This is a genomic window from Sulfitobacter sp., assembly GCF_036961165.1.
Lineage (GTDB): Bacteria > Pseudomonadota > Alphaproteobacteria > Rhodobacterales > Rhodobacteraceae > Sulfitobacter.
Genome location: NZ_JBALVJ010000084.1, coordinates 1 through 12,748, shown reverse-complemented (window position 1 = coordinate 12,748; position 12,748 = coordinate 1). Strand labels below are relative to the sequence as shown.

The following is a 12,748-nucleotide window of genomic DNA, read 5'->3' as shown; positions in this document are numbered from 1 at the left end:
TCTTTGGCTAAAGACTAAAGTGTTGCGTCGACCCGTTGAAATCGCCCCGCATAGCAGCCATCGGGGCAAAGCGCGGCGAATGTCCGGTTCTCGCCAATTGTGTTGAAAAACTAACCTTTTCGCCCGAACGGGCTGAGGTGCCCCTAGTTTCCTAGACGCCTGCTTCGTTCATTTTCTTCTGTTCTGCTTCATAGTCGACTGGTGACAGCATGCCGTTGTTCGTGTGCTTGCGGGTCGGGTTGTAGAACATCTCAATGTAATCGAACACGTCTTGCCGTGCAGCATCGCGCGTAACTCACTGAGACTCTCGCGCGAAGTACGCGGTCGCCTTTTTTAGAATTGTGCGTTCCTCAGTTACCCGCGCCAGTTCCCGCTTCAGCCGCCTTATCTCTGCGGCCTGATCCAAAACCTCGGCTCGCGCATGCGGTGGCTTCGAAAACTGCGCCTTCCAAGTGTACAGCGACTTGGTCCTGATGCCGAGCCGTTCCGCAACTTCGCTGACCGCACCACCACGCTCAACAACCTGTGCCACAGCGTCCTGCTTGAACTCATCCGTAAACCGAATTCCCTTGTTCATATCCGTCTCTCCTTGGTTCCAAAATTACCAAACAATGCGTCTACAATTCTTGGAGCAACTCAATTTTAGATAGCTCATCACAGGTAGGGACCTATGCCTCAAGTACAGCGCAATTAAACCGAATCTGGTGTCAAAATCACCAAAGATCGGAACTGCTGGCACAGGGTTTTCAGGTCAACCGTGGCTTGAGGCAGACAAGGTTAATTTAATTTACCTTTTGCGGACGGTTGTACCGCTGTGCGAAATCTTTGCCGGAGTTTTCGATTAAAATTGTTGAGGTATCTTACAAGGAACGTCAGTGTAGCGGCACGAGATACGGTTTCGGGCTATCCGAAATCCGTCGGCGCATCGCAAAACTGCTGCGCTGAATGACAAACGATTGGGAGGAATACATGAGTAATTCAAACATTAACCGTCGGTCCGTTTTGCGCGGTGCCGCCGTCGCAGCCGTCGCTTCACCCGCATTGATCGGCACCGCCATCGCACAAGGCCAAGTCACCTGGCGCGTTCAGGCTCACTGGCCGAAAGCGTCAAGCTCGTTCACTGACAGCCTTGGGGTAATCGCCACACTGCTGGAAGAAAAAACCGAAGGCGCGTTCAAGCTTGATCTGTTGGGTGCGGGCGAATTCGCCAAGGGCCCCGATATCTACAACATCGTGCGCAAGGGTGTTGTACCTATGGGTACAATCAGCCCGTCCTACATCAGCGACAATGCACAGGCGGCAACGTTCGTCTATGGCATCCCCGGCACGCTGCGGCAGGCGTGGGAGATGGAACACGCGATGAAGAACCTCGGCGTCGAAGCGCTGGTAAACGAAGACCTTAATGCCGATGGCGTGCATCTGATGTGCGAAAAGGTACTGCCAACTGAAATGACAGTATCCAAAAAGATCGAATCTGCAGCCGATTTCAAAGGTCTCAAGATTCGTTCTTCAGGGTCGATGCTCGACTATCTGGCAGCAGCCGGTGCATCGCCGCAATATATTCCGGGCTCAGAACTCTATCAAGCGCTCAGCTCGGGCGTGGTGGATGGCGCACACTGGGGGGCCGCGATCGGCGCGCAATCCATGTCGCTGTGGGAGGTTTGTAAATATCACTACAAGCCGGTTCTCGCACAGACAACCGATGCGTTCATCATGAACATCGACGCGCTTGAAGAGCTGCCTGATGACCTGCGCGGCGCACTGGAAGAGATTATCACGACGCGCTTCTTCCTGCGCTCGGCAGAGTATCAGCACAAGGAAGCCATCGCTTTGGCCGAAGGTGTTGCAAAAGAGGGTATCGAGGTTGTGCAATTGCCCGACGACGTGCTGGAGATGCTGGCCACCGCCTCCGCTCAAATCCTTGAGCAAGAGGGCCAAAAGGGCGAGCGCGCTGCAAAGGCTGCGGACATCTACCGCACATTGATGAAGGACATGGGGTACGCCTAACCTCAGCAGTTAAATGGCGGGTGGCCTGTTTCGGGCCGCCCGCCTTCTTTTCACTATATGGAGCTTTCAGACATGTGGCAGTTGGCCCGCGTCATTACGCGCATAAATCGATTTATCGGGCGGTGGGTATCGCTCGCGGTTCTTGTGATCTTTGCCCTTTTGCTGGCCGATGTGGTCATGCGATATCTGGTGGGCACCCCGACAATCTGGACGGCCGAACTCGCCACGTTGATATTTGGCGGCTATGCGGTCATCGGTGGCGGCTATCTGCTGGCAGAGCGCGGCCACGTGAACGTCGATATCTTTTATGGGAGCATGAGCAGCAAACGCCGCTCGCTGCTGGATATTTTGACGTGGCCACTGTTCCTGCTCTTCGTTGGCGTTCTGCTTTGGCAGGGCTGGGACATCGCGTCTGACGCACTCGCAGATTTCGAGCGCTCTAATTCAGTCTGGAAAGCACCGCTTTGGCCGACCAAGGCCCTGATCCCCGTCGCGGCGATCCTGCTGCTGCTGCAAGGTCTGGTGCGCCTTTGGGCCGACATCCGCGTTCTGCGCGGGCTGCCCACTCCCGAAGATGTGTTCGGCAAGCCGGGCACACCGGATTCTACGGAAGAAACCGCACAGGAGGTGCAGCGATGAGTGTCGAACTTTTAACGGTTCTGTTCTTCGGCAGCCTTCTGGTTTTCCTTATGCTTGGCACCCCTTTGGCATTTGTGCTGGGTGGTGTTTCGGTGGTGTTTCTCTACTTTGAAATGGGGCCAATCGGGTTCTATCTTCTTGCCTCAAAGATGTGGGAGACGATGCAATCGCCGACGTTAATGGCGATCCCGCTGTTTGTTTTCATGGCCATATTACTTGAGAAATCGGGGGTTGCGAATGACCTCTACGATATGATGCACCAGTGGTGGGGTGGCCTGCGCGGCGGTCTGGCCATTGGCACCGTGCTGATTTGCGTGATCTTCGCCGCGATGTCGGGGATTTCAGGTGCAGCCGTTGTGACCATGGGCACCATCGCCCTGCCCAAGATGCTTGAGCGGGGGTATGATAAAAAACTTGCTCTCGGCGCAATCAACGCCGGCGGCGGCTGGGGTATCCTAATCCCCCCGTCGATCCTGATGGTTCTCTATGCGCTGCTGACAGAAGTATCAGTAGGCCGTTTGTTCGCTGCAGGGGTCGGACCGGGCCTGACGCTGTTTGTGCTGGTGTCGATCTACATCGGAGGGCGCTGCTGGCTCCAACCAGAGCTGGGGCCCGCCCTGCCCCTTGATGAACGCGCAAGCTGGAGTCAGAAGTTCCGCTCGCTCAAGGCTGTTATTCTGCCGATCATGATCGTCACTATCGTTCTTGGCGCGATCTTTGGTGGCTTCGCCACCCCGACAGAAGCCGCGGCTATCGGCGTGTTTGGCGCGCTGGTGGCAACTGGCATCAATGGTCAACTGAGCCGCACTGTGATCCATGGCGCTGCAATCGACACGCTTAAACTTACCGCACTTGTCATGTGGATTCTGTTCGCCGCGCACGCCTTTTCCACCGCCTACACGGCACTTGGCGCGCAGAGCCTGATCTCCAACATTATGACTATGATACCAGGCGGTCGCTGGGGCGCGTTGTTCTTTATGCTGATGGTGCTGTTCTTTCTGGGGATGGTCTTGGATCCCGTTGGCATCATGCTGATCACCCTCCCCGTCTTCCTTCCCGTGGTGCGCGATGCAGGGTTTGATCCCATCTGGTTCGGCATTCTGTTCATCATCATGATGGAGGTCGGGTACATGACGCCACCGTTTGGCTTCAACCTGTTCTACCTCAAAGGGGTCGCACCGCCTGATGTCACGATGGGTGATATCTACGCCTCGGTGTTCCCCTATGTTGTGGTGACGCTGATAGGCGTGGTTCTTATCATCCTCTTCCCCGCTATTGCGTTGTTTTTGCCGGAGTATTTCTACGGCTAGCAGGCAGGATAGAGGGCCTGTGGGCGCTGTTATCTGATAACACGCTCACAGGGTGGGTCGGTAATAGGATAACAGTGTGCGTTTGTCTTATGAGGAACGCATCGTCGGGGGACTTCTGAGATACGGTCTCTGCAAGGCCCCCAACACCCACACCGTCGCCATCGAAACGGCGGCTTCTCAGGACATCGAACATGAAATTCATCTATACACTCATCGCTGCAACCGCCCTGATTTCAGCCTGCGCACCAGGTGCCGCAATTGACAGCGATATGGAACGCGGCCTCGTGGGGGCGGCTCTAGGGTACGGTGCAGCCAAGGCTGTGAATGGAAACGGCGATCGCGGCGCAATCATGGGCGGGCTTGCCGGTGTATTCTGCGACGACGCAGGCGTTTGCAGCCGCCCACGCTATTGAGCGCAACCAACATTGATAGAAGGGCGTGGATCAGTTCCGCGCCCTATTTTATTTGGCGGACACTGGAATCCCCAGTTGTCACACGAGACCAAAGCGAACGTTTGGTGGTTAAACGAACAGCTGATACTTCACTATACCAATCGGCTTTTCAAAAGGTCACCGGATTTCAGCAAGATCGGGTACCCAACCATCGAAAACGCAGTGTTGACTTGCTTTAGGGCCCTGAGTGTTTCTTGGTGGATGTTGCTGGTTTCAATGCTTTCAACCAAACCTTCACGCAGTCGGACAATGTGATTGCGTTGCAACTTTTGTTCCACTTTGCGGACCTTTTCTTTAGCGGACACAAGCTCGCGCGCTTCTGCAGGATTCTGGTTCATCATCACATTGAGCGCTAGCTGCACATTGCTTTGAACACGGTCCGAGAAATCGCCAATTTCGGCGCGCCCTTGTTCCGAAAACTGGAGTTTATCGGCATCGAGCCGCTTGGCCAAATCTAGCATTATTCTAGCAATGGCATCTGACGCGGAATCGAGACTGGAAGAAATCGAAGCAAGTTCCATAGACCTTCGGCCAAGGTCTTCCTCCAGACCGGTCTTGCCCAATCGTGCAAGGTACAGCTTTATATCAAGGTGCATTTTCTTGATCGTTTCATCCTGATCACGGATCACCTTTGCGGAAGCTTCATTCCAAGTATCGTATAACGGCTCCACCGCAATTAGCATCTGTTCAACTTTTTGCCCCATCACCAGCAGTTCTCGTGCGGCGCAATCCAGACCTCGTTGAGGTCTATTCAAAGCGCTTGGATCAAGCGCCGTCACGGCCACCAACGAGTTATCGTCATCGGGATTGTCTGGCATCAGGCGTGTCAAAATTGCCGTTACCCCTCCGACAAAAGGCAGGGCAACAAGCGCAAGCGCCAGATTGAAGACCAGATGCAAATTGATGGACTGACGTGCAGGGGTGGCGCCAAGACGGTCAAGCAGATCAGGCATTGCATCTACCGAGAAGGTCACAAGAGCGGCTCCACCACCACGCAGCACAAGGTTTGCCACAACCATGCGGCGCGAAGCAATCGGTGCAGAAAGTGTTAAAACATATGCAATAACCCCACCGCCAAGGTTAGCCCCAAGGATCATGGCGGCAGTCGCAGGCACCGGTAAGATTCCTTGCCCAGCCAGCGTGACGAACAACAGCACAGCCGCAACGCTTGAATGCACAACCCAAGCGAAAATCGCACCAATGATGAACGCAGTCAAAAGATCACGCCCCAGATAGGCCATCACCGTCTCCGTTGCGGGATGTGCAACCATTGGGCCAGTTGCAGAACGGATCATGTCGAGCGAAACGAAAATCAAAGCCAACCCGATGAGTATGCGACCGATCTGTCGCGTGTTTCCCTCTGCACGCAGGAAGGTTGTGACACCAATCAGCAATAAGAGAGGGATCAGAAACGGTTGTCGAACCATCAGGATTTGAGTGACAACAGCCGATCCCACATCAGCGCCCAGCAGCATCGCAAGGCCCACGGCCGTCGCCAATCCGCCTTTACCAACAAAGTTGGACACAAGCACCGCCACCGCCGTCGAGCTTTGCAGGAATACCGCAGCACCCATACCAGTCGCGGCCGCAATCACCCTGTTGTTGGCCGAGTGTCGCATCCAGAACCGCAGAGGGGCGGCAAAACCGCGTTCAACCCCGGTACGGACCAACCGCACAGACCAAATCAACAAAGCGGCAGCACCGGCGATGTTAAGAAGGAAAAGTATCAGATACGGTTCATCCATGAATGGCCTCTCTCCGTTTAAGCGGAAAATGAACGGAATACAGGGCCGCAGCCCACATTGGACCAAAGCCGTAACGTTTCGGAACCTGCATCCAACTTGTCCAAAAGGCAACTGCCTTGCGCTGAGTGGAACTACAAACCGTTTTCAAAACAGTCTTTTGAGTTTGTAGAACCACAAACGAAGCGATATCAAAACACTATGATACACACAAAAATGATCATATTCGATCTGGACGGAACCTTGATCCACAGCGCGCCTGATCTGCATGCTGCGGCTAATATCACGCTGGATGCTCTTGGTCGTGAAGCCCTTGATCTCCCCACCATCATCTCCTTTATCGGCAACGGGGTGGAAAAGCTTGTTGAGCGGTGCCTTGACGCGACGGGTGGTTACGATGCCCCCCTCAGACAAACAGCACTTGATCTGTTCCTGAACAGCTACAATCAAAACATGACGACGCTGACGCGGCCCTACTCCGGTGTTGTGTCCGCACTTCGCACCTTTCAAGCTGCTGGCATTCCGATGGGCATTTGCACCAATAAGCCAACTCAACCCGCTCGGGAAATCTGCGACCGGCTTGATCTGACGCAGTTCTTCAGAGTGATCGCAGGCGCGGAGGACGGCCAACCAAAAAAGCCGGACAGTGCTCCCTTGCTGACCTGCATCCAAGAAATGTCCGGCCAACCATCCCAGACTTTATACGTTGGGGATAGCACCATTGACTACTTCACGGCGCGCAATGCGGATGTGACTTTCCGACTGTTTTCTGGCGGCTACCTGAACGCGCCCCTGCCCGATTTTCCGGATGCCGACCGCTTTGCGGATTGGGCAACCCACGGCATCCTGACTGACTGACGTTTCCGAACAAAAACGAACGTTAACGCGCTTGCAATATATTCGTTTCCGGTTAGCCTCAGGTATCTGGGAGGATATATAAATAAAAATAATGAATTCACTTTTGTCCAGTGCGGCCTTGGCTTTCGCGCTTTCACTGGCTGGTCCAACTGCGGCGCAAGACTGCCCGCGCGGTGATTTGGATAAACGGTTTTGCGACGTGGACGGCGATCTGATTGCAGATACACCCACCGATGCTGCGGATCAGGTTGACCCTGACACGCTGATCTTTGCATATACCCCCGTAGAAGACCCTGCTGTCTACAAAGAAGCATGGTCCGACTTTCTGACCCATCTTGAAAAAGAAACCGGCAAGACGGTCGTCTTTTTCCCGGTACAAAACAACGCAGCCCAAATTGAGGCAATGCGGTCGGGACGTTTGCATATCGCGGGCTTCAACACGGGATCTAACCCCTTGGCAGTCAACTGTGCGGGCTTTAACCCCTTCACGATCATGGCGTCCAAAGACGGCAATTTCGGCTATGAGATGGAAATCATCACCTATCCGGGCTCTGGCATCGAAAAGGTCGAAGACATCAAAGGCAAACAGCTCGCCTTTACGTCGCCCACGTCGAATTCCGGCTTCAAAGCGCCAAGCGCGATCTTGAAGGGTGACTTCGACATGCTGCCCGAACGCGACTTTGAACCGGTCTACTCCGGCAAGCACGACAATTCGATCCTTGGTGTGGCCAACAAAGATTACGCCGCCGCGTCGATTGCAAATTCGGTCAAGGCGCGGATGCTCAGCCGTGATGTGATTACCGAAGATCAGGTCATAACAATCTATAAATCCCAAACCTTTCCGACCACAGGATTTGGCACAGCCCATAACCTGACGCCCGACCTGAAAGAGAAAATTCGCAATGCGTTTTTCAATTTTGAATGGGAAGGCACGTCGCTTCAGGCCGAATTCTAGAAGTCGAACGAAGGCCAATTCCTTCCGATGACCTATAAGGAATTCTGGGAAGTAATCCGTAAGATCGATACCGCAAATGGCGTCAGCTATTCCTGCGAGTAACGGCTGATTTGGCGGGCCTCAGGGCCCGCCTTTTCCAACGACAATAATTGAGGTGGGGGTACGTTCATGCTGCGGCTTGAGAAGCTTGTTAAGACATATAAAACGGGTGATCAGGCCCTTAAGGCAGTTGATCTGGTTGTTCCAGAAGGTCAGGTGCTTGCATTGATCGGCCCCTCGGGTGCCGGTAAATCCACCCTAATCCGCTGCATTAACCGGTTGGTTGAGCCAAGCTCCGGCAAGGTCTATCTCGGCGATGTTGAACTTACGGGGTTGTCCTCGGGCAACCTTCGCCGTGAACGCCGCCGCATGGGGATGATCTTTCAGGAATACGCATTGGTCGAACGCCTCAGCGTGATGGAGAACGTGCTGTCGGGTCGTTTGGGCTATGTCGGGTTTTGGCGCAGCTTCTTGCGCCGTTTCCCACAGTCAGATGTGGACGAAGCATTTCGCCTGCTGGACCGCGTGGGCCTTGCCCATATGGCCGACAAACGCGCGGATGAGCTGTCTGGCGGGCAACGCCAGCGTGTCGGCATTTGCCGCGCACTTATCCAGAACCCCGCGCTCCTGTTGGTGGATGAGCCAACAGCGTCGCTCGACCCAAAAACCTCGCGCCAGATCATGCGCCTGATATGCGAGCTGTGCAAAGAACGAGGTTTGGCAGCGATCATCAACATCCACGATGTGGCCCTCGCGCAGATGTTTGTGCAGCGCGTTATCGGATTGCGGTTCGGAGCAGTTGAATTCGACGGCCCACCAGAGGGGCTTAGCCCCGAAGTCCTAACGACGATTTATGGCGAGGAAGATTGGGAAGCGACCATCGAGGCGGTCGATGAGGATGATATCGAGGCCGCGGAATGAGCGAACTTGATATCCTGATCGGCAAGCCCTGGCGCAAACCCTCCTTCATCAAGCGGCCTTGGCTCCGTTGGGCGCTGATACTCGGCTTTCTGGCCTATCTGATTGCAGCCTACATGACGGTCGAGGTCAACTGGTCCCGCGTTTACGAAGGCCTTGAGCGTGGCAAGAAATTTGTTCTGGCCTTTACCAATCCGGATTTTACCACGCGGTCGTCTGACATCTACGAAGGCATGGTGGAAAGTATCATCATGACCATCGCGTCGTCGGTCGTGGGCATCGCGATTTCGATCCCGATTGCACTGGGGGCCGCGCGCAACATCGCGCCCCTGCCCGTCTACCTGATCTGCCGGTCGATCATCGCCATCAGCCGCGCCTTGCAGGAAATCATCGTGGCGATCCTGTTGGTTGCGATCTTTGGCTTTGGCCCCCTGGCCGGCTTCCTGACACTTAGCTTTGCCACCATCGGGTTCTTGTCCAAACTATTGGCAGAAGATATCGAAAGCATGGACAAGGTACAGGCCGAGGCGATCAAGACATCGGGGGCCAAATGGACGCAATGGATCAACTACGGCGTGCAGCCACAGGTGATGCCGCGACTGATCGGGCTGAGCATCTACCGGCTTGATATCAACTTTCGCGAAAGCGCGATCCTTGGGCTGGTTGGCGCGGGCGGCATCGGTGCCACCTTGAACACCGCCTTTGACCGCTATGAATACGACACAGCTGCGGCGATCCTGCTGATCATCATCCTTATTGTGATGGCCTTGGAATATCTGTCCGGCGTGATCAGGGCGAGGGTTCAATAATGCCAGTACAAGACCTGAAAGGCCAGAAGATCTGGCAACGCCGCACGGGCCGCGAAAGCCTTGGCCACTGGACGATTTGGTTGATTGGCGTCGCAATCTTCGCCTATTGTTGGCAGCAGATTTCAGCCTCGACCACGTGGTTCTTCGTTTACGATGCACCGCGTATCGCTGATGATATCTGGACCCGCGCAACACCGCCCCGATGGGAATACATCACCCAGTTGGGCAAGCCGATCTGGGATACGCTGAACATCGCCACACTGGGCACGATCTTTTCGCTGATCCTTGCTGTGCCGGTCGCTTTTCTCGCGGCGCGCAACACCACACCATCACGGTTCTTTGTCCGTCCCATTGCACTGCTTATCATCGTCTCGACCCGCTCGATCAACTCCTTGATCTGGGCGCTGCTGCTGATCGCCATTATCGGGCCGGGCGTTTTCGCCGGCGTCATTGCGATTGCCATCCGGTCCATCGGGTTTTGCGCCAAGCTACTTTACGAAGCGATCGAAGAGATCGATAAAACACAGGTCGAAGCGATCACCGCCACAGGCGCGTCCCGCTGGCAGGTCATGGCATACGGGATTGTGCCGCAAATCATGCCCGCCTTTGCCGGCATCGCCGTGTTCCGCTGGGACATCAACATTCGCGAATCCACCGTGCTGGGCTTGGTGGGCGCGGGCGGCATCGGCTTGCAGTTGTCGTCATCGTTGAACGTGTTGGCATGGCCGCAGGTTTCGCTGATCTTGCTGGTTATTCTGGCGGCAGTGGTCATATCTGAATGGGTCTCGGCCAAAGTACGGGGCGCAATCATTTGAACGTCACCGAAGCATTTGCCAGCTATGAGCGCGTGCGCCAACGCCTGCCCTCAGCAACCTCCGGAGGGTCTTGCAAACGGCTGGCAAACCTTGATGCGCTTGCCGATGAGGTAGACGCATTCCTGTTGGATGCTTTTGGCGTTCTGAATATTGGCGACACTGCTATTGAGGGCGTGCCTGCGCGCGTTGCAAACCTGCAGAAAGCAGGCAAGCGGGTGATGATCGTGTCAAACGCAGCCGGGTTTCCCCACGCCAACCTGATGGAGAAATACAAGCGCCTCGGATATGACTTTGCGCCCGAGGATGTGATAACCAGCCGTAAAGCGACCCTTCACGCCCTACACACTGCACCCCCTCTGAAATGGGGGCTGATGGCGACAGAAAGTCTGGGACGTGGGGATATCGAGCCTTTCGATATGACCTATCTAGCCGAAGACGCTGCCGCTTACGACAACGCCGATGCTTTTGTTTTGTTAGGCAGCGCAGTCTGGACCGAAACGCGGCAAGCGCTGCTTGAAGCCTCGCTGAAGGCGCACCCCCGGCCCGTCTATGTCGGCAACCCCGATATCGTGGCCCCCCGCGAGAACGGCTTTTCGGTTGAACCTGGACACTATGCGCACCGCTTGGCAGATCAGACCGGGATCGAATTGCAGTTCTTTGGGAAACCGTTCGGCAACATCTTTGATCTGGCCTTCGCGCAACTTGGCCCTGTGCCGAAGGACCGTATCGTGATGGTTGGAGACAGCCTTCATACAGATATCCTAGGCGGTCAGGCCGCAGGGCTGAAAACTGCATTGATTGCCGATTACGGTTTCTTTTCGGGCAGTGACCTTGATGGCCTAATCACTGCATCAGGCATTCAGCCGGACTATATTCTTACGCGCCCCTGATTGCCGGCAACCGCTTACCGATACTGATACACCTCGCAATTGTTCAGGATGTAGCCAATCGTTTCCTGAAACGCGTTCCCGTGGCCAACAATCGCAACCCGCTCTGGGCCAAAGTTGTCTAAAGCCGCGACAAATTGAGCAATACGGCACTGGAACACTGGCAATGGCTCCTTTGACATCTCACCTTCCGCGTTGTCTTGGGCATGCCACCATTGATCGGGAAAATGATCGAATGACAGGTCGGGAAAATCTTGTTTCAGCGCCATCAAGGGGCGACCGACATCACCACTGTACTGCAAAAGCTCATGATGGCCGTGGTTGACTTCAATCGGGGCGAGGCCGACAAAGGTGGCTTTGGCTGTTTGAATGGCACGGGTAAGTGGAGACGTGATCACGCGGGTAATGCCCAGATCTGATACACGCACGCCCGCTTCCGCTGCTTGTGAAAAGCCCAGTGGCGTTAGAGGAGCATCAAAGATCATTGGATCAAAGCTCCCTTCAAAGGCCGCGTTAAATTTAGACTGTCCGTGCCAGATAAAGAAAATGGCCATGAAAAGAGCTTTCGGAAACTTGGGCGTCATCGGCGCCGCAGAGTAGAATTTTGCGTTGCGGGGCTGTTTTGAGGGTGTCGTGCTCAAAACTTCGGCACAAGCGCAGCACTGCTCATGAATAAAACAGATCTGGGCAGTTGGCGATATCGACAATCAGCGGGCGCTACCTATTGGCGCCCGCTGTGTGTTTTAAGAGACCTAGGTTACTTCGTTTCGGTCAGTTCACTCTGCAAACCACGGAAGATGCAATAACACAGCCCCAGCAGGATAAACGTGAACAGCAGACCGGTTGAGATGACCATCGATTGAAGCGCCGCAAGCCCGCCACCAAGCAACAACGCGATCGCAACAGCACCCTCGAAGAGGCACCAGAATACACGCTGAGGTACAGGCGCATCCACCTTGCCCCCGGCCGTGATAGTATCAACTACCAACGAACCGGAATCCGAAGACGTCACGAAGAAAACAATCACGAGGATGATCCCGATAAACGAGGTGATCGACGAAAGCGGCAACTCACCCAACATCTGGAACAGTTGGCGCGGCAATTCGGCTGATTGAGCCCCCGTGAATCCGTCATTGATAACCTGATGGATTGCTGTGCCGCCGAGAATCGATATCCAAACCACGCAAACCAGCGAAGGGATCAACAAAACGCAAACTATAAATTCACGGACCGTACGGCCGCGGCTGACACGCGCGATGAACATACTGTTGAATGTCACTGAGAACTGACCCGGTATTTTCACCGAGATTTGACCCG

General features: G+C 54.8%; 12 protein-coding genes and 3 pseudogenes. 10 read left to right on the top strand and 5 right to left on the bottom strand.

From position 1 onward, the window contains the following. Nucleotides 1-151 precede the first annotated feature (151 nt). Together V7730_RS19800 and V7730_RS19795 are read right to left on the bottom strand one after the other, a co-directional pair. Nucleotides 152-292, bottom strand: a pseudogene (locus tag V7730_RS19800) (IS3 family transposase); the annotation flags it as partial. Between the two features lie 33 nt (nt 293-325). Beyond that, nucleotides 326-577, bottom strand: a pseudogene (locus V7730_RS19795) (transposase); the annotation flags it as partial. A 392-nt stretch (nt 578-969) separates the two neighbouring features. Here V7730_RS19795 and dctP point away from each other — a divergent pair. The 4 genes from dctP (at nt 970) to V7730_RS19775 (ending at nt 4,369) form a co-directional block, all read left to right on the top strand. Next, a complete protein-coding gene (gene dctP / locus V7730_RS19790) occupies nt 970-2,007 on the top strand; it encodes a TRAP transporter substrate-binding protein DctP (RefSeq protein WP_335749299.1) in 1,038 nt (345 codons plus the stop codon). Between the two features lie 72 nt (nt 2,008-2,079). After that, a complete protein-coding gene (locus V7730_RS19785; RefSeq protein WP_335749298.1) occupies nt 2,080-2,646 on the top strand; it encodes a TRAP transporter small permease subunit in 567 nt (188 codons plus the stop codon). Continuing rightward, entirely contained in the window at nt 2,643-3,956 is a 1,314-nt protein-coding gene (locus V7730_RS19780; protein ID WP_335749297.1) for a TRAP transporter large permease, read from the top strand. The genes V7730_RS19785 and V7730_RS19780 overlap by 4 nt, the downstream gene beginning before the upstream one ends. A 191-nt stretch (nt 3,957-4,147) precedes the next feature. Next, the gene (locus V7730_RS19775) at nt 4,148-4,369 is read left to right on the top strand and encodes a hypothetical protein (RefSeq protein ID WP_335749296.1); all 222 of its coding nucleotides are present in this window, start codon (nt 4,148-4,150) and stop codon (nt 4,367-4,369) included. Nucleotides 4,370-4,500: 131 nt separating this feature from the next. Here V7730_RS19775 and V7730_RS19770 read toward each other — a convergent pair whose 3' ends face one another. Then, the gene (locus tag V7730_RS19770; protein WP_335749295.1) at nt 4,501-6,153 is read right to left on the bottom strand and encodes a Na/Pi cotransporter family protein; all 1,653 of its coding nucleotides are present in this window, start codon (nt 6,151-6,153) and stop codon (nt 4,501-4,503) included. Nucleotides 6,154-6,351: 198 nt separating this feature from the next. Between V7730_RS19770 and V7730_RS19765 the strand changes: the two genes are divergently transcribed. From V7730_RS19765 to V7730_RS19740, 6 genes and pseudogenes are all read left to right on the top strand, one after another. After that, entirely contained in the window at nt 6,352-7,008 is a 657-nt protein-coding gene (locus V7730_RS19765) for an HAD-IA family hydrolase (protein ID WP_335749294.1), read from the top strand. Between the two features lie 91 nt (nt 7,009-7,099). Further along, nucleotides 7,100-8,065, top strand: a pseudogene (gene phnD, locus V7730_RS19760) (phosphate/phosphite/phosphonate ABC transporter substrate-binding protein). 66 nt (nt 8,066-8,131) lie between these two features. Then, nucleotides 8,132-8,923, top strand: a complete 792-nt coding sequence (phnC, locus tag V7730_RS19755; RefSeq protein ID WP_335749293.1) for a phosphonate ABC transporter ATP-binding protein — start codon at nt 8,132-8,134, stop codon at nt 8,921-8,923. Continuing rightward, entirely contained in the window at nt 8,920-9,729 is an 810-nt protein-coding gene (gene phnE / locus V7730_RS19750) for a phosphonate ABC transporter, permease protein PhnE (protein WP_335749292.1), read from the top strand. The genes phnC and phnE (V7730_RS19750) overlap by 4 nt, the downstream gene beginning before the upstream one ends. Continuing rightward, nucleotides 9,729-10,544: a phosphonate ABC transporter, permease protein PhnE gene (gene phnE / locus V7730_RS19745; RefSeq protein WP_335749291.1), complete on the top strand. Its 816-nt coding sequence runs from the start codon at nt 9,729-9,731 to the stop codon at nt 10,542-10,544. The genes phnE (V7730_RS19750) and phnE (V7730_RS19745) overlap by 1 nt, the downstream gene beginning before the upstream one ends. Continuing rightward, nucleotides 10,508-11,434 (top strand): HAD-IIA family hydrolase, encoded by a 927-nt coding sequence (locus V7730_RS19740; protein ID WP_335749290.1) that lies wholly within the window; start codon nt 10,508-10,510, stop codon nt 11,432-11,434. The genes phnE (V7730_RS19745) and V7730_RS19740 overlap by 37 nt, the downstream gene beginning before the upstream one ends. A 14-nt stretch (nt 11,435-11,448) precedes the next feature. Here V7730_RS19740 and V7730_RS19735 read toward each other — a convergent pair whose 3' ends face one another. Then, nucleotides 11,449-11,985 (bottom strand): histidine phosphatase family protein, encoded by a 537-nt coding sequence (locus tag V7730_RS19735; protein WP_335749289.1) that lies wholly within the window; start codon nt 11,983-11,985, stop codon nt 11,449-11,451. A 203-nt stretch (nt 11,986-12,188) separates the two neighbouring features. Further along, nucleotides 12,189-12,748 (bottom strand): BCCT family transporter (locus V7730_RS19730; RefSeq protein ID WP_335749288.1); only part of this gene is annotated, 560 nt, incomplete at its 5' end.

Coding starts and splice junctions, on each gene's coding strand:
- dctP (WP_335749299.1), top strand. CDS start 970: ATGAGTAATTCAAACATTAACCGTCGGTCCGTTTTGCGCGGTGCCGCC.
- V7730_RS19785 (WP_335749298.1), top strand. CDS start 2,080: ATGTGGCAGTTGGCCCGCGTCATTACGCGCATAAATCGATTTATCGGG.
- V7730_RS19780 (WP_335749297.1), top strand. CDS start 2,643: ATGAGTGTCGAACTTTTAACGGTTCTGTTCTTCGGCAGCCTTCTGGTT.
- V7730_RS19775 (WP_335749296.1), top strand. CDS start 4,148: ATGAAATTCATCTATACACTCATCGCTGCAACCGCCCTGATTTCAGCC.
- V7730_RS19770 (WP_335749295.1), bottom strand. CDS start 6,153: ATGGATGAACCGTATCTGATACTTTTCCTTCTTAACATCGCCGGTGCT.
- V7730_RS19765 (WP_335749294.1), top strand. CDS start 6,352: ATGATACACACAAAAATGATCATATTCGATCTGGACGGAACCTTGATC.
- phnC (WP_335749293.1), top strand. CDS start 8,132: ATGCTGCGGCTTGAGAAGCTTGTTAAGACATATAAAACGGGTGATCAG.
- phnE (WP_335749292.1), top strand. CDS start 8,920: ATGAGCGAACTTGATATCCTGATCGGCAAGCCCTGGCGCAAACCCTCC.
- phnE (WP_335749291.1), top strand. CDS start 9,729: ATGCCAGTACAAGACCTGAAAGGCCAGAAGATCTGGCAACGCCGCACG.
- V7730_RS19740 (WP_335749290.1), top strand. CDS start 10,508: ATGGGTCTCGGCCAAAGTACGGGGCGCAATCATTTGAACGTCACCGAA.
- V7730_RS19735 (WP_335749289.1), bottom strand. CDS start 11,985: ATGGCCATTTTCTTTATCTGGCACGGACAGTCTAAATTTAACGCGGCC.